Origin of the sequence: Paraburkholderia sp. SIMBA_054 (assembly GCF_046534875.1) — a bacterium.
Classification (GTDB): domain Bacteria; phylum Pseudomonadota; class Gammaproteobacteria; order Burkholderiales; family Burkholderiaceae; genus Paraburkholderia; species Paraburkholderia hospita.
In genome coordinates, this window is the sequence record NZ_JAWRXV010000025.1 from 32,708 (window position 1) to 52,898 (window position 20,191).

Genomic DNA, 20,191 nt, shown 5'->3' on the forward strand with positions numbered 1-20,191 from the left:
CTCTGCGGGAATTTTGGCGGCTCGACTGAGAGGGGCGATTTCGGTATTGTCGATCGGCTGCGGTAGCACGACGCGCGCGTCCGGGGCCGGAATTTCGAACGGGAGCCGCTTGGGATTCAAGCGGGATTCGAGCAGGACTCAAGCGGGGAGCGCGCGCGACGCCGCGTGCCGCGGGCCACACGCGTAATACGGAACAACATGAGCGACACACCTACAGGCGGCCCGACGGGCAGCAGCACACACGCAAACGGCGCAAACCGTAGCGACGGCGCCACACCACGTCTCGCACTCACAGGCATCAGCAAGCAATATCCTGCAGTTCGCGCGAACGACGACGTCACGCTGATCGTCGCGCCCGGCGAAATTCATGCAGTGCTCGGCGAAAACGGTGCGGGCAAGAGCACGCTGATGAAGATCATCTACGGTGCAGTGCGCCCGGATGCAGGCGAAATCCGCTGGGAAGGCCAGCTCGTCGACATCGCGAACCCGGCGGCAGCGCGCAAGCTCGGCATCGGCATGGTGTTCCAGCACTTCTCGCTGTTCGAGACGCTGACGGTCGGCGAGAACATCGCGCTTGCGCTCGACGAGCCATTCGACCTGAAGGTACTGGGCAAGCGCATTCGAGAAGTGTCGGCGGAGTATGGGCTCGACATCGATCCGCAGCGCCACGTGCACAGCCTGACGGTGGGCGAGCGGCAGCGCGTCGAAATCGTTCGCTGCCTGTTGCAGAATCCGCGTCTGCTCATCATGGACGAGCCGACCTCGGTGCTCACGCCGCAAGCCGTGCGCAAGCTGTTCGCGACGTTGCGCCGGCTCGCGTCGGAAGGCTGCAGCATTCTCTACATCAGCCACAAGCTCGACGAAATCCAGGAACTCTGCGACACGGCTACCGTGATGCGCGGCGGCAAGGTGACAGGCCGCGTGACGCCGCGCGACGAGACGCATGCATCGCTCGCGCAACTGATGGTCGGTCACTCGCTGCCCGACTACGAACGCCGCGCGCACACACCGGGCGACGTGTTGCTCGACGTGAAAAATCTTTCATCTGCCAGCGATGATCCGTTCGGCACGTCGCTCGCCGACGTGTCGTTCAGCGTGCATTCAGGTGAAATATTCGGCATCGCGGGCGTATCGGGCAACGGGCAGGCGGAACTGCTGGCGGCGCTCTCGGGCGAGCACAAGGGCAATCGCGCCGATGCCGTGACGATCTGCGGCAAACCTGCCGGCAAGCTCGGCGCAGCGGCGCGCCGCAAACTGGGCTTTGCATTCGTACCCGAAGAGCGGCTGGGACGCGGCGCGGTGCCCGCCATGTCGCTCGCGGAAAACGCGCTGCTGACGGCGCATCGGCAACAGATGGTGCGTTCGGGCTGGATCAACGCAGGCGCGATGCGCGCGTTCGCGAAGCGCTGCATCGAATCGTTCGACGTGCGTTGCGGCGGCGACGGCGCGCTCGCGCAGAGTCTGTCGGGCGGCAACCTGCAGAAATTCATCGTCGGCCGCGAAATTCTGCAGGCGCCGAAGGTGCTCGTCGTCGCGCAGCCGACCTGGGGTGTCGACGTCGGCGCGGCCGCGTTCATCCGCCAGCAGTTGCTGGATCTGTCGGCGCGCGGCGTCGCGATTCTGGTGATCTCCGAAGAACTCGAGGAACTGTTCGACATCTGCGACCGCATCGCCGTGATTGCGCGCGGACGCATGTCGCCGACACGCAAGACGGGCGACACGAACGCGGAAGAGATCGGCCGCTGGATGGCCGGGCTGTTCGGCGACCGCGAGGGCGCACCGCCGTCGGCGGGGCATCCGGCGCATGCATGAAATGTCATGCATGAACTGAAGTGCTCCCGAATGCAACTGCAGAGACAACATCCACCACACGCACAATGATTCTTCCGTATCGACTCGAAGCCCGCACGTCGCCGTCGCGAACGATGCAGCTTGCCGTGCCGCTGATCGCCGCGCTCCTCACGCTCGTGATCGGCTTTCTGATCTTCAGCCTCGTCGGGCGCGATCCGGCGCAGGCGATGGCCGCGTTTTTCATCGAGCCGCTGTCGAGCGTCAACGGCTGGGCCGAACTGCTGCTCAAGGCGTCGCCGCTCTGCCTGATCGGGTTGGGCCTTGCCATCGGCTACCGCGCGAACGTCTGGAACATCGGCGCGGAAGGGCAGATGCTGCTCGGCGGCATTGCGGCGAGTGGCGTCGCGATCTACTTCGATCAGGCGACCGGCTGGTGGATCCTGCCGACCATGATGATCGCGGGCGTGCTGGGCGGCATGGCGTGGGCCGCGATTCCCGCGCTGCTCAAGAGCCGCTTCAACACCAACGAGATTCTCACGAGCCTGATGCTCACCTACGTCGCCACGCAGTTGCTGATCTATCTCGTGAGCGGACCGTGGCGCGATCCGCAGGGCATGAACTTCCCGCTCTCCGAAATGTTCTCAGGCGACGCACTGTATCCGACGCTCTACGGCGACTGGCACTGGAAGTTTCTGAAGGGTACGCGGCTGAACGCGTCGATCTTCGTGACGATTATCGCGATCCCGCTCGTGTGGCTGTTCATGCGCAAGAGCTTTGCGGGTTTCCGCATGAACGTCGGCGGTCTTGCGCCACTGGCCGCGCGCTACGCGGGCTTTTCGGACAAGAAGACGATCTGGACGTCGCTGCTGATCAGCGGCGGCCTCGCGGGACTCGCCGGCATGGGCGAGATCTCCGGACCCATCGGCCAGTTGCAGGCGACGTGGTCGCCGGGCTATGGCTTCACCGCGATCATCGTTGTGTTCGTCGGACGGCTGCACCCGGTCGGCATCGTGCTCGCGAGTCTGTTGATGGCCTTGCTGTATCTCGGCGGCGAGGCGGTGCAGACGTCGATGCAACTGCCGCAGGCGTTGTCGGGCGTGTTCCAGGGGCTGCTGCTGTTCTGTTTGCTGGGCGCGGACCTGTTCGTCAACTATCGCGTGCGCCGTCGTGGCATCGCGGCATCGTAAAACCGCCGGATTCAGATCAAATCTCATGGATATTCAACAAGCTAGCGCGCTCACGTCGAGTGCCGTCGTCGCCGCGATACCGCTGATGTTCGCGGGCGTCGGCGAACTCGTCACCGAGAAGTCGGGCGTGCTCAACCTCGGCGTCGAAGGGATGATGCTGATGGGCGCCGTGACGGGCTACGCGGTCACAGCGATCACGGGCAACCCTTGGCTGGGCGTGCTCGCCGCGATCATCGCGGGCATCGCGATGTCGCTGCTGTTCGCGTTCCTCGTGCTGTCGATGCTCGCGAACCAGGTCGCCACGGGGCTTTCGCTGACGATCTTCGGCATCGGCCTGTCGGCCTATGTCGGCAAGCCATACACGTCGGCGGCCGTGCGCGAGTCGATCGGCACGTGGGTGATTCCCGGCCTCTCGAAGATTCCCGTGCTCGGACCTGCACTATTCAGCCTGACACCGCTCGACTATCTTGCGTTCATCATGTTCGGCGTCGTCGGCTGGTTCCTGTACCGCACGCGCGCCGGGCTCGTGCTGCGCTCGGTCGGCGAGTCGCCGCAGGTCGCGCACTCGGTCGGTTTTCCCGTGATCGGCGTGCGTTATGGTGCGACGCTGTTCGGCGGCGCGATGGCGGGACTCGCGGGCGGCTACTACTCGATCGTCAACCTGCACTTGTGGCAGGAGCAGTTGACTTCAGGTCGTGGCTGGATTGCGCTGGCGCTCGTGGTGTTCGCGACGTGGCGTCCGGGGCGTCTGTTGATCGGTGCACTATTGTTCGGTGCAGTGACGGGTCTGCAGTTTTATGCACAGGCGATCGGCGTTCCCGTGCCGACGCAGTTCCTCGCGATGCTGCCGTACGTCGCGACGGTCGTCGTGCTCGTGCTGATTTCGCGCAATCCGAACACGATTCGCCTGAATGCGCCCGCGTCGCTCGGCAAGCCGTTCTTCGCGGCGGGCTGAGCGCGGCGTCCAGCGATCAATGATAGTGCATGCCAGTTCATCAAGTAAAAACATCTGATTCAACGACAGGAGAAAACATGAAGAAAAGAACCATGCTGAGCGCACTGGCGCTGGCCGCCGCGACGCTGGCGACGGGCGGCGCGCTGACGCAGACTGCGCAGGCCGCCGATGTGCCCGGCGTCGCGTTCGTGTATCTCGGCAACCCCGGCGATGCAGGCTGGACCTACGCGCACGACCAGGGCTCGAAGGAAGCGGAAGCGAAGTTCGGCAACAAGATCAAGATCACGCGTGTCGAGAATGTGCCCGAGTCCGCCGACTCGGAGCGCGTGTTCCGCGATCTGGCGAACAAGGGCAACAAGATCATCTTCGGTTCGAGTTTCGGCTTCCAGGACTTCGAACTGAAGGTCGCGAAGGATTTCCCGGACACCGTCTTCTTGCACGCGACGGGCTACAAGAAGGCAGCAAACTTCGGCACGTACGACGTTCGCATGTATCAGGGTGCCTATCTGGCAGGCGTCGCCGCCGGCTACGTGACGAAGACGAACACACTCGGCTTCGTCGCTTCGGTGCCGATTCCTGAAGTGGTGCGCAACATCAATGCCTACACGCTCGGCGCGCGCTCGGTGAATCCGAAGGTGCACACGAAGGTCATCTGGATCAACAGCTGGTTCGATCCGGGCAAGGAAAAGCAGGCAGCCGAAACGCTGATCGGCCAGGGCGCGGACGTGCTGCTGCAGAACACCGATTCCAGCGCGACGCTGGCTACTGCGTCTGAAAAGCATGTACATGCATTCGGCTGGGACTCGGACATGAAAAAGTTCGGTCCTGATGCGCACCTGGGTTCAGTGGTTGCGCACTGGGGCGTCTACTACACGGCTGCCATCCAGCAGGTGCTGGACGGCAAGTGGAAGAACGATCCCGTGTGGTGGGGCATTCCGCAGAAGGCTGTCAATCTCGAAGACATGAACACGTCGGCTATTCCGGCCAACGCGATGAAGGATGTCGACGCGAAGCGCACGCAACTGGCAAGCGGCAAGTGGGATGTGTTCACAGGCCCGATCAAGGACCAGACGGGTGCGGTGAAGGTGCCGGCTGGCAAGACGCTTGCCGATCCTGAACTGCAGCGTTTGAACTGGTATGTCCAAGGCGTGGACGGTTCGCTGCCGAAGTGATGCACTGCATTGAAATGCGTGCGGCACGCGGGGTTCACGCGGGATTTGATTTCCGCGGTTAACGCGTAGTGCACGCGTTTGCGCGTCATGCGCAAACGCCAAAAGCTGCATTCGGTTTCGTGCCGGATGCAGCTTTTTTCATGGTTGCGCGGATCGCGCAGACGGCGGGCCGCATGCGTTATGCAACTCGCTGCACGCGATGCCGCCCGCTTCAATCGTCGATGCGCAATCCGACCTTCAGCGTTACCTGCCAGTGCGAGACCTTATTGTCTTCGATGTGACCGCGCGTTTCGATGACCTGGAACCAGTGCAGATTGCGCAGTGTTTTGCTGGCTTTTTCGATCGCGCAGCGGATCGCGTCATCGCTGGACTTCGTTGACGAACCTGTTAGCTCGATCTGCTTGTACACGTGGTCGCTCATGATTTACCTCCTGATGGTCCAAAAAGTATAGGCAATGGCTGTTGCGTGACGAACTCGAATGCATGCCGCACATGGCGTGCCCGGCATGCTGCAACGCGATGCGGCCGGTATGATGGACAGTTCGCATGCCGTCGCCTGCCGGCGGGTGCAATCCGATGCGTGCAGTGCATCAAATGGAGGAGAGAGAAGTGGAGATCGGTTTTTGCGGACCGGGCTTGATGGGTGCGCCCATGATTCGGCATCTGCTTGGTGCAGGTCATGCAGTGCAGGTGTGGAATCGCACGCGGGCGAAGGCGGAGGTACTGGTGCCGGACGGCGCGACGGTCGCGTCGACACCCGCTGGACTCGTCGGCCGGGCTGAAGCAATTTTCCTGTGCGTGCTGGACGCGGCGGCTGTCGAAGAAGTCGTGTTCGGCGCGAACGGCATCGTGCCAGGCGTGCTCGAGGCGAACGGCGACAGCCCCGTGCGCTGGATCGTCGATCACGGCAGCATCCCGCCGTCGGCGACGCGCGCGTTCGCCGCACGGGCGGCGGAAGCGAACCTCGGCTGGATCGACGCGCCCGTCTCGGGCGGCGTGTCGGGCGCGATTGCCGGAACGCTCGCCGTGATGGCGGGCGGCGAGGCAGCCGATGTTGCCGCCGTCACGCCCGTGATCGGGGCCTATGCGGCTCGCGTCACGCACATGGGCACGGCGGGCGCGGGACAAACCACCAAGCTGTGCAATCAGGCGATCGTGACGTCGACGGTGGCGGCCATCGCCGAGGCTGTCAGCCTCGCGCAGCGCAGCGGTATCGACGCCGCACGGCTGACGCAGGCGCTCGCGGGCGGCTGGGCCGACTCGGTGCTGCTGCAGACCTTCGTGCCGCGCATGACGCAGTCGGGTCAGCCGCCGATCGGCGCCTTGAGCACGTTCCAGAAGGATGTGGACACGATTGCCGCCGCGGCTTGCGAAACGGGCACTCCAATGCCGGTTTCGGGCACGGTGCAGCAACTGTTGCGTCTCGGTGCAGCCATGGGACTGGCGGATGCAGATTTGTCCGGTTTCATCGACGTGTTGCAGACGACACGTAAAAAAGGGTAGCAGGGCGCTGGCAGTGGTCCGGAGCGCGGCGCGCATGAGGCGATAACCTGCTAAAATACTGGGTTTTTCGCCGATCTATCATTCAAAGGGACGCGCCGTGCTGTCTACTGCCAACATCACCATGCAATTCGGGCCGAAGCCCCTGTTCGAGAACATCTCGGTCAAATTCGGCGGAGGCAACCGCTACGGCCTGATCGGCGCGAACGGTTGCGGCAAGTCCACGTTCATGAAGATCCTGGGCAGCGATCTCGAGCAGAGTGCAGGCAATGTGATGCTCGAGCCGAACGTTCGTCTCGGTAAGCTGCGTCAGGATCAGTTCGCGTACGAAGACGTGCGCGTGCTCGACGTCGTGATGATGGGCCACACGGAAATGTGGGGGGCGATGACCGAGCGCGACGCGATCTACGCGAATCCGGAAGCCACCGACGACGACTACATGCACGCGGCCGAACTGGAAGCGAAGTTCGCCGAGTACGACGGCTACACGGCCGAAGCGCGCGCGGGCGAACTGCTGCTCGGCATCGGTATCTCGATAGACCTGCACAATGGTCCGATGAGCAACGTCGCGCCGGGCTGGAAACTGCGCGTGCTGCTCGCGCAGGCGCTGTTCTCGAAGCCGGACGTATTGCTGCTCGACGAACCGACCAACAACCTGGACATCAACTCGATCCGCTGGCTCGAAGACGTGCTGAACGAGTACGACTCGACGATGATCATCATCTCGCACGATCGACACTTCCTGAACCAGGTCTGCACGCACATGGCGGACATGGACTACGGCACGCTGAAAGTCTATCCCGGCAACTACGACGACTACATGCTCGCGAGCACACAGGCGCGCGAGCGTCAGCAGGCCGCGAACGCGAAGGCGAAGGAACGTGTCGCCGACCTGCAGGATTTCGTGCGCCGCTTTTCGGCCAACAAGTCGAAGGCACGCCAGGCAACCAGCCGTCTGAAGATGATCGACAAGATCAAGATCGAGGAATTCAAGCCGTCGTCGCGTCAGAACCCGTTCATCCGCTTCGAGTACGAGAAGAAGCTGCACAATATTGCAGTGGTCGCGGACAGCATCACGAAGAAGTACGACCGCACGATCTTCAGCAATTTCAACCTCAGCGTGCAGCCGGGCGAGCGCATCGCGATCATCGGTGAAAACGGCGCGGGCAAGACGACGCTGCTGCGTTCGCTGCTCGGCAATCTGAGCGTCGACCACGGTTCGATCAAGTGGGCGGAGAACGCGAACATCGGCTACATGCCGCAGGACACGTACGAAGAGTTCCCGGGCGACGTCACGCTGATGGACTGGATCGACCAGTACCGCAAGGAAGGCGACGACGAGCAGATGGTGCGCGGCACGCTCGGCCGCCTGCTCTTTAATGCAGACGACATCAGGAAGTCGGTGAAGGTGCTGTCGGGCGGCGAGAAGGGCCGCATGATCTGGGGCAAGCTGATGCTCGGCCGCCATAACGTGCTGCTGATGGACGAGCCGACGAACCACATGGACATGGAGTCGATCGAATCGCTGCAGATCGCGCTGGACAAGTACGACGGTACGCTGATTTTTGTCTCTCACGACCGTGAATTCGTGACCGGGTTGGCGAACCGGATCATCGAGGTGAAGACGGATGGGACGCTGAGCGACTTCGGCGGCAACTACGAAGACTTCCTTTCGAGCCAGGGCGTGCAGTAAGCGTTACCGCCGCGGTTCCGACCAAAACCCGCTTCTTGCGAAGCGGGTTTTTTGTTGCCTGCTGCCGATGCGTTTTGCGCTCTCGCGCCGATTCCCCTTGTCTGCGTCCGATTGCGTCGTTTTCCCACGAGTAAAATGAACAGACTATCCAGGAGACAGGACGCAAAACAATGAAGACCTTCGAGCACTTCTACATCGACGGCAAATGGATCAAGCCGTGCGGCACAGGCATGATCGACGTGATCGACTCGGGCACGGAAGAAGTGATGGGCCGCATTCCCGAGGGCGTCGAAGCCGATGCCGAGGCGGCCATTGCCGCTGCCCGCGCTGCTTTCGACGGTTGGGCCGCGACCTCGCCCAGGGAGCGCGGCGCCTACCTGCAAAAAATTGCAGACAATCTCAAGGCGCGCACCGATGAACTCGCGGGCTACATCTGCGGCGAAGTCGGCATGCCGATCAAGCTCGCACGCGCGATTCAGGTCGGCGGCCCCGTCTACAACTGGAATGCCTATGCGAAGCTCGCGGGTGAATTCCAGTTCGAAGAGCAGGTCGGCAATTCGCTCGTCGTGCGGGAGCCCGTCGGCGTTGTCGCCGCGATTACGCCGTGGAACTATCCGCTGAACCAGGTCACGCTGAAGGTGGCAGCCGCACTTGCGGCTGGCTGCACTATCGTGCTCAAGCCGTCGGAAGTGGCGCCGTTGAATGCCTTCGTGCTCGCGGAAGCGATTCATGAAGCGGGGCTGCCCGCCGGTGTGTTCAATCTGGTCAGCGGCTATGGCCCCGTGGTCGGTGAAGTGCTCGCCAGTCACCCATCCGTCGACATGGTGTCGTTCACTGGTTCGACCCGCGCGGGCAAGCGCGTATCGGAACTGGCGTCCGCGTCGGTGAAGCGTGTCGCACTGGAACTCGGCGGCAAATCGGCGTCGGTCATTCTCGACGACGCGGATTTCGCTGCGGCGATCAAGGGCACGGTGGGCGCATGCTTTCTGAATTCGGGGCAGACGTGCTCGGCGCACACGCGCATGATCGTGCCCGAATCGCGCTATGACGAAGCGCGCGAACTGGCGAAGAAGGCAGCCGAAGCATTTGTCGCAGGCGATCCTCGCGTCGAGACGACGCGTCTGGGTCCGCTGGCTTCCGCTGCGCAGCAGTCTCGCGTGCAGCACTATATTGCGCGTGGCATCGAAGAAGGCGCGGAACTCGTCACGGGCGGCGCCGGCATGCCGGATGGCATCTCGAAGGGCTTTTTCGTGAAACCGACTGTGTTCGGCCGCGTGCATCCGAAGGCGACGATTGCGCAGGAAGAAATTTTCGGTCCGGTGCTGACCATCCTCACCTACAAGGACGAAGAAGAAGCCGTGCGCATCGCTAATGACTCAGTGTACGGACTCGGCGGCGCCGTATGGGCGGGGAGCGACGAGCGCGCGATGGGCGTCGCGCGACGTATCCGCACCGGGCAGGTCGATATCAACGGCGGCGCATGGAACATGGCTGCACCGTTCGGCGGCTACAAGCAGTCGGGACACGGCCGCGAGAACGGCGCATACGGGCTCGAAGAATACCTCGAGTACAAGTCGATGCAATTGAAGGTGAACAAGCCTGCATAGATTTGCATGAGCGCGACGCGGGGGCAATTCATGTCGACGCGACGTGCACAACCGATGACGAAGCGCAACGAAAGCGCGTGTCGATAACCGGCACGCGCTTTTTGTTTGACCTCACGCAAGATGCTGCATTGGCCAGTTGCGACCATCGAGGCTTTTCGTCGAATCCCACCGACGACGGAGGCCTCTCATGTTTCCTTCCCATCCGTTTGCGCCGCTCGTGATTCGCGGGCGATCGCTGTTGCCCATCGTGCAGGGCGGCATGGGTGTCGGCGTGTCGGCGCACCGGCTTGCGGGCAGCGTGGCGCGCGAAGGCGCGCTCGGCACGATCGCCAGCATCGATTTGCGCCATCACCACGCCGACCTGCTCGAACGTTGCCGCGCGACCCCCGACCGCGCGACGCTCGAAGACGCGAACCGCGTCGCGCTTACACGTGAGATCCGTGCCGCACGAACCCTCAGCGAAGGGCGCGGCATGATTGCCGTCAACGTGATGAAGGCGGTCAACGCGCATGCGGACTATGTGCGGATCGCCTGCGAGCTGGGCGCGGACGCGATCGTCATGGGAGCCGGTCTGCCGCTCGATCTGCCCGACCTGACACAAGGGCGCGATATTGCGTTGATCCCGATTCTGTCCGATAGCCGGGGCGTCGGCGTGGTGCTCAGGAAGTGGATGAAGAAAGGCCGCTTGCCCGATGCAATCGTGATCGAGCACCCGGCGCACGCGGGCGGTCATCTCGGCGTGACGAATCTCGACGACATGCACGATGCGCGTTTCGAGTTCACGCGAGTACTGCAGGAAATCGACGAGATCTTCACTTCGCTGCAGATCAGCCGAAGTGAAGTGCCGGTGATCGTTGCAGGCGGCATCAACAGTCATGAAGCGGTGCGCGCGTGTCTCGAAGCCGGCGCGAACGGCGTGCAGATCGGCACGCCGTTCGCCGTCACCGAAGAGGGTGACGCCCATCCGAACTTCAAGCGCGTGCTGGCCGATGCGACGCCGGACGACATCGTCGAATTCGTCAGCGTGACGGGCTTGCCGGCGCGCGCCGTGAAGACGCCGTGGCTCGAACGCTATCTGCGCAACGAGTCGCGCATCCGCACAAAAATTGGTGCGCTCAAACGCGCATGTCCGACTGCACTCGAATGCCTGAGTGCATGCGGTTTGCGCGACGGCATTGAAAAATTCGGTCACTTCTGCATCGATACGCGTCTTGCGGCTGCACTGCGCGGTGACGTGAACAACGGCCTGTTTTTTCGTGGACGCGAAGCATTGCCGTTCGGCACTGCAATCCGCAGCGTGCGCGATCTTCTCGAACTGCTGCTGACAGGCGTGGCGCGACCGGCTGTCGCAGGGCGTCTTGCGTTTTCGCTGGGTTGACGGGGGTCAAAGAGCGCGTGTAGGGGAACTTCGACAATGCTCTCGCGCACGATGCTTCGCACCTCGCGCAACCACACAAGAAAATCAGGGTAGCTTATGAACAAAAAAATTCGATCGATCGGGGTCGCGCTGTGCACAGCCGGGCTGGCGCTGATGACTTCGCACGCATTCGCCGCGGACACCGACACCTCAGGCATTCATGCCGGCGACGTGCTCGTGCGCCTGCGCGCCATCAGTATCATGCCGCAGGTGCGTACGAGCGACACGCTGTCCGCGCTGAACGTCGACGTCAACAACGCGATCGTGCCTGAAATCGACTTCACATACATGATTCGCGACAACATCGGCGTGGAACTGATTCTCGGCACGTCGCGGCATCAACTGACTTCGAATCTCGGCGACCTGGGCGGCGTCAACGTGCTGCCGCCGACGCTGTTGCTGCAGTATCACTTCAATCATCAGGGGCAGGTTCGGCCGTATGTCGGCGCGGGCGTGAACTACACGTACTTCTACAACGACGGCCTGCATGCGGGCGACCAGCAGATTTCGGTCAAGCGCAGCAGTTTTGGTCCGGCACTGCAGATGGGCGTCGACGTGCAGTTGACGAAGTCGGTGTTCGCCAACGTCGATGTGAAGAAGGTCTGGATGAAGACGGATGCATCGCTCAATGGCGCATCGCTCGGCACGCTGCATATCGATCCGTTGATCGTCGGCGTCGGTGTCGGGATGAAGTTCTGATCGCCTTCCGTCTCAACGATCATGCAATGAAAAACGCCGGCTCGTCATGAGCCGGCGTTTTTGCTTATCGGATCAGTGCATGTGCAGTCAAGCGGTGCGTCCGCCCAACAGGCAAATGCATCACAGCTTGTCGAACTTGAACCGCATCGCCGTGCCTTCGCGCTCGATGCGCGTCCAGACGGAGCGCCTTTCCTCATCGGTCAGAAACACCCAGTTCGACACTTCCGTCGCCGTGCGGCCACACCCTTTGCAGATTTCGTCGAAAAGCGTCGAGCAGACGCCGATGCAGGGGCTGTCGGGAAGGTCGTGCAGATTCGATGACATCGAGATACCTTGAACGGGAAATGCGTGCGGTCCGCTATGGTAAACCAAAAGCGCAGTCGGCTTCCGGCACCCATTTCGCGTTTGGCCGACATGCATTGAACTTCATCGCGCGATGCTGTAGCCGATGCGCGCCATCCAGTGCTGACGCTTGTTGTAGTCGAGCAGGTCCTCGCCGTAGCCGTTGAAGTAGCCGACCCATAGATAGCCACCCCATGCACTGCTGCCGAGCAGCTTGGCCAACGGGTAGGTCAATTGCGTGTCGACGCTGCCGTACCAATGTTTAGTGCCCTTGCGTAGCGTCGTCGCGAGTTGCCAGCCGTCGGGGCTCCCGTACTTGATCAGCAGGTCGACGTAGCCCCGGTAATCGGCAATGTCCGGGTTGTTGCTCGTGCCGAGGTAGAAGTAGACCTTCGGCGACACCTCCAGGTGCGTCGAGTTCAGGTCGCCGAATTCCCATGTCGGCAGCACGAACACGGTGTTGAGGCTGCGCGAATCGTCGCCTGCGAGGCCGTTCGATTCATGTCCGATACCCGCGGCGATGCCCATGCGCGTGAACCACTCCGAGCGCACTCCCGTGTCGGGGATGTAGTAGAAGAGTTGGGGCATGTAGCTCGTGTCGCGGAATGGGCGCGACTCGGCGGACAGATCCCAGATCGACATCTGCGTGTATGCGAAATACAGGTTGTCGAGGAAACGCTTCGAACGAAGATCGTCGGGCAACAGCAGCCGGTACTTGAAGCTGAGTTGCAGGCGCGCATTGGTGTCGCCGTTGTGGCCGACGGCAAAGTACATCGGCTCGTAGTACGAGATGCGGGAGAGCGCGGCGCGGCCCGCGTTCATCAGTGCGTCTGCGGCGGGCGAGGCGACTTCCGTGCTCGAAGCCGGCGTCACCGCGGCGGCCGCGCTCGCGGTTTGCGCGGGCGTTGCCGCCTGCATTTCCGCGCGCTCGGCCTGCACGATTCTCTCTTCGCGCGGGCCCCGGTTGATCGCGACGAGCGTGGGCGATGCGTCGAAGCCAACGGGATCGATACGCACCTCACCGCGTGCCCACGCAGGCCAGGGCGCTGAGTAGCGCACCTTGCGGAACTGGCCGGGTGACAGATGCAGCGCGTCGGACACGCCGGGCTCGCGCGTGAGTTCGAGCGGTTGCGGCGCGATGTCGCCGTTGGTGAGCGTGACGCGGATCGTCGCCGGCAAGGTCAGGTCGAGCGGCGCGTTGTCGTCGGCGGAGCAGAGAAGGGTGATCGACAGCGGTTCGTCGAACGCGGCTTCACGCAGCGGCGCGAGCATCGACGTCGTCGCGTGCACGCAAGGCGCGGTAAGGCCGAGCGATGTCGCGATCGATACGACAAAGGCGAAGCGGATGCGGACGATACGGGTGATCGCGTGATGCAACCAGGATGGCAGACAGGAAAGCGACAGGCAGGCAAGCGAGGCGAAGCGGCAAGACAAGGCGTTCAATGGCATGAGCGGTCGTCCTTTGCTATTGCTTGTCGGCGGCTTGTCGGCAGCGAACTTCATGCACCCAGTGCCTGGCACGATCGTGCACGCTGCAGAACCGGCGACGACGCGACGTGCAACGAGCTTCGTATGCATTGCCTTGCATTGCACTTCGCGGTACGCGTCCGCAACGTATTTCATGCCGCCGCGCAATCGCGTGCAGTGGATCGATGCAGCGAGCCGACGCAGATCGCGATCAAGTCATTGTAAAAGACGACTTACAAAGCGCAAGCTGCACGTGCGCATGCAGTGAACCGGCGGCACTCCAATGCATCTGGACGCGCCCATTCAACCGGTCGCTGTTTCCCAGATCAACGCGCCATTCAGTGCAATGATGCCCGCCGCGCATATCCACGCGAGCACGAGCGGCACGCCGCGCACGCGCCAGCTGTGCATCAGCTGGCTGTCCGACCCAAAGCGGATCAATGGCACGACGGCGAGCGGCAGTTGCAGGCTCAGCACCACCTGGCTCGCAACCAGCAACTGCGCCGAGCCATGCGGCCCAAACAGGCCGACGGCGACGAGCGCCGGGCCGATCGCCAATGCGCGCGTGAGTAGCGCGCGTTGCCAGCGTGGCAGCCGGATCTGCAGGAAGCCTTCCATCACCGCCTGACCCGCGAGCGTGCCCGTCACGGTCGCGCTCAGGCCGCACGCGAGCAGCGCAGCCGCGAACAGGATAGCCGCCCAGTGCGAACCGACGATGGGCGCGATCAACCGATGCGCATCGGCAAGGTCAGTCACGGTGCGGTGGCCGCTCGCGTGGAAGACGGCCGCCGACACGACGAGCAGCGCCGCATTGATCACGAAAGCCAATGAAAGCGCGCTGAAGGTGCCGAAGTTGACGCCGCGCAACGCATCGGCGATGTCGGCGTCACTGGTGGAGTGCGCATGCGTTTTGACGAGCGCCGAATGCAGATACAGGTTGTGTGGCATCACCGTCGCGCCCAGAATGCCTGCCGCGAGCCACACCATGCCGGCGTTGCGCAGCAGTTCGGCGCTGGGTGCCGCGCCCGTCAGCGCGGCTCGCCAGTCGGGCCGCGCGAGCACCAGCTCGATCACGAAGCACAGGCCGACGAACAGGATGAGCGCGACCACCACCGTCTCCAGCGTGCGCTGCCCATGCCGCTGCAAGGCGAGCATCGCGAAGGTGCCGACGGCCGACATCAGCACACCCGCCGTCAGCGACACGCCGAACAGCAGCTGCAGCGCGACCGCGCTGCCGACCACCTCGGCGACATCGCACGCGATGATCGCGATCTCGCTCGCCACCCACAGGAACAGCGTCATGCGCCGGCCGGTGCGCTCGCGGCACAGCTGCGCGAGATCGCGCCCCGTCACCACGCCGAGGCGCGACGACACCCACTGCAGCAGCATCGCCATCAGGCTCGACATGATGACGACGCTCAGCAGCGTGTAGCCGTAGCTCGCGCCGCCCGCGAGCGCCGTCGCCCAGTTGCCGGGGTCCATATAGCCGATCGCGACGAGCGCGCCCGAGCCGACGAACGGCAGCCAGGTGCCGGGGCGCGGCGGCTTCGAACCGGGGCGGCGGCGCCGGCGGGACGGATCCAACGCGAACGGGTTCGTGTTCATCGCACTGTGACGGTGAAAGACGCCCTCCACGGGGCAATCGGCATGCCATGCAGTCCGCTGCATCGGGATGCATAGCGATGCGACCACTATCTGGGCTAATTTGACAGTCTATAGTGATGGTGAAAGAGGGTTTGGGGCGGGATGCAGTCCGCTTCAACGGACCTGCACGGCACAGGACGTCTCGATGCAGGAAGCAAGGTTTTTTTCGGGTGGACAGGACGCGATAACCCGATAAAATTGCGGCCAATTTTGCAGCGGCGTGCCGGCTGCGCCGCCCCAGTGCATGTCGGCGGGAAGGCGTGCTGCTGTTTAGCCTCGACAGGCCGCCGATGACAGGCTCGATGCCGGAGCCGCACGGAATCTGCCTGTAAGGCGGAACCCGGCCACGTAACGCCGCGCTGTACCCTTTGCGCGACATCTGGCGGTTTTTTTTGAATCGGGCATCGATTGATGGTAGTTTTCGGGTTTTTCAAGGGTAGCCGCGGGCAGCGCACAGCGGTTTGAAGCGGGGTAAGCGACCGGTTTCGCGCCGGTCAGAACGGAGAACGGAATGAAGAAACGGGTGGTGGGCCAACTGGCTGCGCTGGTACTGTGCGCGACGCCTTTCATGTCGGCGGCGGCAAAAGATACACAACTGAATGTGTACAACTGGTCGGACTACATTGCCAAAGACACGATTCCGAACTTCACCAAGCAGACGGGCGTTCAGGTCAAGTACGACAACTACGATAGCGACGACACGCTGCAGGCCAAGTTGCTGACGGGCAACTCGGGCTACGACATCGTCGTGCCGACCAGCAATTACGCGGGCAAGCAGATCGCAGCGGGCATCTTCGCGCCGCTCGACAAGTCGAAGATCCCGAACCTCAAGTATCTCGATCCGTCGCTGATGGCGCTCGTCGCGGGCGCGGACCCAGGCAACAAGTTCTCGGTACCCTGGGCGTACGGCACGACGGGCCTCGGCTACAACGTCACGAAGGCGCAGCAGATTCTCGGCAAGGGCGTCGCGCTCGACAGCTGGGACGTCCTGTTCAAGCCGGAAAACATCTCGAAGCTGAAGGCGTGCGGCGTCTCCGTGCTCGACGCGCCGGACCAGATGTTCGCGGCCGCACTGCATTACATCGGCAAAGATCCGATGAGCACGAACCCGGCCGACTATCGCGAGGCGCTCGCGATGATGAAGAAGATCCGTCCGTACATCACGCAGTTCAACTCGTCGGGCTACATCAACGACCTGGTTGGCGGCGACATCTGCTTCGCCTACGGCTGGTCGGGCGACGTCGTGATCGCAAAACATCGCGCGGCAGAAGCCAAGAAGGCGTACAAGATCGACTACTACATTCCGAAGGGCGGCGCGCCCGTTTGGTTCGACGTGATGGCGATTCCGAAGGACGCGAAGAACAAGGAAGCCGCGTTGGAGTGGATCAACTACATCGAGACGCCGCAGGTCCACGCGGCCATCACGAACGCCGTCTACTATCCGAGCGCCAACACGGAAGCGCGCAAGTACGTGGACAAGGATGTCGCGAACGATCCCGCCGTCTATCCGCCGGCGGACGTCGTCAAGACGTTGTTCCTGTTGAAGCCGCTGCCGCCTGAAATCCAGCGTCTGCAGACGCGGCTGTGGACCGAGTTCAAGTCCGGCCGCTGACCCGGCAACTGAGCCAGTCCGAGCCAGACGATTGTGCAGTCAAGCATCATCATGAAGCCCTCGGTATCCAGCCGGGGGCTTTGTTCGTCAAATGCAGGGAGAGAAGCAGCAGATCATGAGTGACCAGTCGAACGTGCTGGCAGGGGCCGGCGTGTCGTCCTCGGGCAATTCCGCCGCTGCGCAGGACGCAGCAGACAATTTCGTGCAGATCGTCGACGTCGTGAAGAAATTCGGCGAGACGGTCGCGGTCAAGGGTGTCAACCTGTCGGTGAGGAAGGGCGAGCTGTTCGCGCTGCTCGGCAGTTCCGGTTGCGGCAAGTCGACGCTTTTGCGCATGCTCGCGGGGCTGGAAACAGTCACGTCGGGCAAGATCCTGATCGACGGCGAAGACCTCGCGCAGATGCCGCCATACCGGCGTCCCGTCAACATGATGTTCCAGTCTTACGCGCTCTTTCCGCACATGACGGTCGAAGCGAATGTCGCGTTCGGCCTCAAGCAGGAAGGCGTGCCGAAGGCCGAGCTGAAGGAGCGCGTGCAGTCCGCGCTCGAGCTCGTGCAGATGGCGCGCTTCGCGAAGCGCAAGCCGCATCAGCTGTCGGGCGGGCAACAGCAGCGCGTCGCGCTGGCGCGCTCGCTCGTCAAGCGTCCGAAGCTGCTGTTGCTCGACGAGCCGATGTCCGCGCTCGACAAGCAGATCCGCCAGCGCACGCAAATCGAGCTCGTCAATATTCTCGATACGGTCGGCGTCACCTGCATCATGGTCACGCACGATCAGGAAGAGGCGATGACGATGGCAGGGCGCCTGGCCGTGATGAGCGAAGGCGAGATCGTGCAGCTCGGCACGCCGAACGAAGTCTACGAGTATCCGAACAGCCGCTTCTCGGCGGAGTTCATCGGCTCGACGAATCTGTTCGACGGCAATGTCGTAGAGGACGAGCCGGATCATGTGTACATCGAAACGCCGGACTTGCCGGTGCGCCTGTACGTGAGCCACGGTATCACGGGGCCGCTCGGCATGCCCGTGACGGTCTCGGTGCGCCCGGAGCGCATCGCGCTCACGCGCAAGCCGCCCGAAGGCGCGTTCAACTGGGGCAAGGGTGTCGTCACGAACATCGCGTACATGGGCGGCTACTCGCTGTATCACGTGAAGCTCGACGGGGGCAAAACGGTGATCGCGAACGTGTCGAGTCTCGCGTTGTCGGAAATCGAAACGCCGACGTGGGGCGATGAAGTGTACGTGCGCTGGAGTGCATCGGCGGGCGTGGTGCTGACATCATGAAAAGCGCGCTGCATTCGTTCATGAGGTGGCCCGTGCGCCGCTTCAATCTGACGGGGCGCACGGCTGTCGTCGCGGGGCCGTTCATCTGGCTGCTGCTGTTCTTCCTCGTGCCGTTCCTGCTGGTCGTGAAGATCAGCTTCGCGGACCTGCAGCTCGGCATTCCGCCCTACACGGAGCTGACGTCGTTCAAGGACGGCGTGATTCACATCGCGCTCGACGTGTCGCACTACGCGTTCCTGTTGCAGGACAGCCTGTACTTCGCGACGTATGTGAACTCGGTGGTGGTCGCGGGGATCTCGACGCTGCTGTGCCTGCTGCTCGGTTATCCGATGGCGTATTACATCGCGCGCTCGAATCCCGCCACGCGCAACCTCCTGATGATGGCGGTGATGCTGCCGTTCTGGACGTCGTTCCTGATTCGCGTGTATGCGTGGATCGGCATTCTGAAGAACAACGGCCTGCTGAACAACTTCCTGATGTCGATCGGGCTGATTCATTCACCGATCGAGCTGTATCACACGAACACGGCCGTCTATATCGGCATGGTCTATTCATACCTGCCGTTCCTCGTGATGCCGCTCTACGCGCATCTCGTGAAGATGGACCTGACGCTGCTCGAGGCCGCGTACGATCTCGGCGCGAAGCCGTGGCGGGCGTTCTGGCAGATCACGCTGCCGCTGTCGAAGAACGGCATCATCGCGGGCTGTCTGCTGGTGTTCATTCCTGCCGTGGGCGAGTACGTGATTCCTGAACTGCTCGGCGGCGCGAATACGCTGATGATCGGCCGCGTGATGTGGAATGAGTTCTTCGACAACGCCGACTGGCCGATGGCGTCCGCTGTCACCTGCGCGATGGTGCTGCTGCTGCTCGTGCCGATGGCGTTTTTCCAGTATTCGCAGGCGAAGGCACTGGAGGAGAAGCGCTGATGAAGCCAAATCGTGTATTGCAGTTCATTGCGCTCGCGATCGGCTTCGCGTTCCTCTACGTGCCGATCATCAGCCTCGTCGTGTATTCGTTCAACGAGTCGCAGCTCGTGACGGTGTGGACGCGTTTCTCGACGCGCTGGTACGCCGCGCTGTTGCAGGACGAGGAGCTGATCAATGCCGCGTGGCTGTCGCTGCGTGTGGCGTTGCTGACGGCGTTCGCGTCGGTGATCATCGGCACGTGGGCGGGTTTCGTGCTCGCGCGCATGGGGCGTTTTCGGGGCTTCACGCTGTACACGGGGATGATCAATGCGCCGCTCGTGATCCCGGAAGTGATCCAGGGCATTTCGCTGCTGCTGCTGTTCATCGAAATGGGCAAGTGGCTTGGGTGGCCGGCGGGACGCGGTATCTTCACGATCTGGATCGGCCACGTCATGCTGTGTATTTCCTACGTTGCGATTATTGTGCAGTCGCGTGTGCGTGACCTGCATCCATCGCTCGAGGAAGCGGCACTGGATCTCGGCGCCACGCCGTTGCGTGTATTTTTCTTCATCACGCTGCCGCTGATCTCTCAGGCATTGATTGCGGGCTGGCTGCTGTCGTTCACGCTGTCGATCGACGATCTGGTGTTGTCCGCATTCCTGTCGGGGCCGGGCTCGACGACGCTGCCGCTGGTGGTGTTCTCGCGCGTACGCCTGGGATTGAACCCGGAGATGAACGCACTGGCGACGTTGTTCATTGCAGTCGTCACCGTCGGCGTCGTGGTGGCAAATCACTTCATGCAGCGCGCCGAGAAGCGGCGCCTGGCGATGGCTGTCTAGTTCATCCTCGCCGTTTTATGTCCTTTGCCGGTGCCTGCGTGGGCGCCGGCAAAGCGAGTCTTCATCAGCGGGCTTGATGCGC

17 protein-coding genes are annotated in these 20,191 nt (G+C 62.6%); 13 read left to right on the forward strand and 4 right to left on the reverse strand.

What is annotated here, in order from left to right:
- Positions 1–198 precede the first annotated feature (198 nt).
- The 4 genes from SB822_RS27880 (at position 199) to SB822_RS27895 (ending at position 5,105) form a co-directional block, all read left to right on the forward strand.
- A complete protein-coding gene (locus SB822_RS27880; protein WP_007749349.1) occupies positions 199–1,812 on the forward strand; it encodes an ABC transporter ATP-binding protein in 1,614 nt (537 codons plus the stop codon).
- Between the two features lie 65 nt (positions 1,813–1,877).
- The gene (locus SB822_RS27885) at positions 1,878–2,978 is read left to right on the forward strand and encodes an ABC transporter permease (RefSeq protein WP_007588283.1); all 1,101 of its coding nucleotides are present in this window, start codon (positions 1,878–1,880) and stop codon (positions 2,976–2,978) included.
- 25 nt (positions 2,979–3,003) lie between these two features.
- Complete coding sequence (locus SB822_RS27890; protein ID WP_007588284.1) at positions 3,004–3,933, forward strand: ABC transporter permease; 930 nt, start codon at positions 3,004–3,006, stop codon at positions 3,931–3,933.
- 77 nt (positions 3,934–4,010) lie between these two features.
- On the forward strand, positions 4,011–5,105 hold the full coding sequence (locus tag SB822_RS27895; RefSeq protein ID WP_090836022.1) for a BMP family ABC transporter substrate-binding protein: 1,095 nt from the start codon (positions 4,011–4,013) through the stop codon (positions 5,103–5,105).
- Between the two features lie 211 nt (positions 5,106–5,316).
- Here the strand turns inward: SB822_RS27895 and SB822_RS27900 are convergent, their stop codons facing one another.
- Positions 5,317–5,526, reverse strand: a complete 210-nt coding sequence (locus tag SB822_RS27900) for a dodecin (protein ID WP_007588286.1) — start codon at positions 5,524–5,526, stop codon at positions 5,317–5,319.
- A gap of 155 nt (positions 5,527–5,681) precedes the next feature.
- Between SB822_RS27900 and SB822_RS27905 the strand changes: the two genes are divergently transcribed.
- From SB822_RS27905 to SB822_RS27925, 5 genes are all read left to right on the forward strand, one after another.
- Positions 5,682–6,608, forward strand: a complete 927-nt coding sequence (locus SB822_RS27905) for an NAD(P)-dependent oxidoreductase (RefSeq protein WP_035537711.1) — start codon at positions 5,682–5,684, stop codon at positions 6,606–6,608.
- A gap of 97 nt (positions 6,609–6,705) precedes the next feature.
- Complete coding sequence (locus SB822_RS27910; protein WP_007588288.1) at positions 6,706–8,298, forward strand: ABC-F family ATPase; 1,593 nt, start codon at positions 6,706–6,708, stop codon at positions 8,296–8,298.
- A gap of 170 nt (positions 8,299–8,468) precedes the next feature.
- Complete coding sequence (locus tag SB822_RS27915; RefSeq protein ID WP_007732199.1) at positions 8,469–9,905, forward strand: aldehyde dehydrogenase family protein; 1,437 nt, start codon at positions 8,469–8,471, stop codon at positions 9,903–9,905.
- Between the two features lie 187 nt (positions 9,906–10,092).
- The gene (locus SB822_RS27920) at positions 10,093–11,283 is read left to right on the forward strand and encodes an NAD(P)H-dependent flavin oxidoreductase (protein WP_090836023.1); all 1,191 of its coding nucleotides are present in this window, start codon (positions 10,093–10,095) and stop codon (positions 11,281–11,283) included.
- Positions 11,284–11,379: 96 nt separating this feature from the next.
- Positions 11,380–12,021 (forward strand): OmpW/AlkL family protein, encoded by a 642-nt coding sequence (locus SB822_RS27925; RefSeq protein ID WP_090836024.1) that lies wholly within the window; start codon positions 11,380–11,382, stop codon positions 12,019–12,021.
- A 120-nt stretch (positions 12,022–12,141) separates the two neighbouring features.
- On the opposite strand, the gene SB822_RS27930 is transcribed toward SB822_RS27925, so the two are convergent.
- From SB822_RS27930 to SB822_RS27940, 3 genes are all read right to left on the reverse strand, one after another.
- Positions 12,142–12,345, reverse strand: a complete 204-nt coding sequence (locus SB822_RS27930; RefSeq protein WP_007588292.1) for a DUF1289 domain-containing protein — start codon at positions 12,343–12,345, stop codon at positions 12,142–12,144.
- 102 nt (positions 12,346–12,447) lie between these two features.
- Complete coding sequence (locus SB822_RS27935; RefSeq protein ID WP_090836058.1) at positions 12,448–13,812, reverse strand: phospholipase A; 1,365 nt, start codon at positions 13,810–13,812, stop codon at positions 12,448–12,450.
- Positions 13,813–14,133: 321 nt separating this feature from the next.
- Positions 14,134–15,435, reverse strand: coding sequence for an Nramp family divalent metal transporter (locus SB822_RS27940; RefSeq protein ID WP_079485125.1), 1,302 nt, complete (start codon positions 15,433–15,435; stop codon positions 14,134–14,136).
- Between the two features lie 550 nt (positions 15,436–15,985).
- On the opposite strand from SB822_RS27940, the gene SB822_RS27945 reads away from it, so the two are divergent.
- The 4 genes from SB822_RS27945 (at position 15,986) to SB822_RS27960 (ending at position 20,109) form a co-directional block, all read left to right on the forward strand.
- A complete protein-coding gene (locus SB822_RS27945) occupies positions 15,986–17,086 on the forward strand; it encodes a polyamine ABC transporter substrate-binding protein (protein ID WP_007588295.1) in 1,101 nt (366 codons plus the stop codon).
- Between the two features lie 115 nt (positions 17,087–17,201).
- Entirely contained in the window at positions 17,202–18,365 is a 1,164-nt protein-coding gene (locus tag SB822_RS27950) for an ABC transporter ATP-binding protein (protein ID WP_007588297.1), read from the forward strand.
- On the forward strand, positions 18,362–19,291 hold the full coding sequence (locus SB822_RS27955) for an ABC transporter permease subunit (protein WP_039901441.1): 930 nt from the start codon (positions 18,362–18,364) through the stop codon (positions 19,289–19,291). Before SB822_RS27950 ends, SB822_RS27955 begins: the two co-directional genes overlap by 4 nt.
- Entirely contained in the window at positions 19,291–20,109 is an 819-nt protein-coding gene (locus SB822_RS27960) for an ABC transporter permease subunit (protein ID WP_007588301.1), read from the forward strand. Before SB822_RS27955 ends, SB822_RS27960 begins: the two co-directional genes overlap by 1 nt.
- Positions 20,110–20,191: the final 82 nt, after the last annotated feature.

Bases quoted from the DNA above. Each gene is read 5' to 3' on its own strand.
- SB822_RS27880 (WP_007749349.1), top strand. From the start codon at position 199: ATGAGCGACACACCTACAGGCGGCCCGACGGGCAGCAGCACACACGCA.
- SB822_RS27885 (WP_007588283.1), top strand. From the start codon at position 1,878: ATGATTCTTCCGTATCGACTCGAAGCCCGCACGTCGCCGTCGCGAACG.
- SB822_RS27890 (WP_007588284.1), top strand. From the start codon at position 3,004: ATGGATATTCAACAAGCTAGCGCGCTCACGTCGAGTGCCGTCGTCGCC.
- SB822_RS27895 (WP_090836022.1), top strand. From the start codon at position 4,011: ATGAAGAAAAGAACCATGCTGAGCGCACTGGCGCTGGCCGCCGCGACG.
- SB822_RS27900 (WP_007588286.1), bottom strand. From the start codon at position 5,526: ATGAGCGACCACGTGTACAAGCAGATCGAGCTAACAGGTTCGTCAACG.
- SB822_RS27905 (WP_035537711.1), top strand. From the start codon at position 5,682: ATGCGTGCAGTGCATCAAATGGAGGAGAGAGAAGTGGAGATCGGTTTT.
- SB822_RS27915 (WP_007732199.1), top strand. From the start codon at position 8,469: ATGAAGACCTTCGAGCACTTCTACATCGACGGCAAATGGATCAAGCCG.
- SB822_RS27920 (WP_090836023.1), top strand. From the start codon at position 10,093: ATGTTTCCTTCCCATCCGTTTGCGCCGCTCGTGATTCGCGGGCGATCG.
- SB822_RS27925 (WP_090836024.1), top strand. From the start codon at position 11,380: ATGAACAAAAAAATTCGATCGATCGGGGTCGCGCTGTGCACAGCCGGG.
- SB822_RS27930 (WP_007588292.1), bottom strand. From the start codon at position 12,345: ATGTCATCGAATCTGCACGACCTTCCCGACAGCCCCTGCATCGGCGTC.
- SB822_RS27935 (WP_090836058.1), bottom strand. From the start codon at position 13,812: ATGCCATTGAACGCCTTGTCTTGCCGCTTCGCCTCGCTTGCCTGCCTG.
- SB822_RS27940 (WP_079485125.1), bottom strand. From the start codon at position 15,435: ATGAACACGAACCCGTTCGCGTTGGATCCGTCCCGCCGGCGCCGCCGC.
- SB822_RS27945 (WP_007588295.1), top strand. From the start codon at position 15,986: ATGAAGAAACGGGTGGTGGGCCAACTGGCTGCGCTGGTACTGTGCGCG.
- SB822_RS27950 (WP_007588297.1), top strand. From the start codon at position 17,202: ATGAGTGACCAGTCGAACGTGCTGGCAGGGGCCGGCGTGTCGTCCTCG.
- SB822_RS27955 (WP_039901441.1), top strand. From the start codon at position 18,362: ATGAAAAGCGCGCTGCATTCGTTCATGAGGTGGCCCGTGCGCCGCTTC.
- SB822_RS27960 (WP_007588301.1), top strand. From the start codon at position 19,291: ATGAAGCCAAATCGTGTATTGCAGTTCATTGCGCTCGCGATCGGCTTC.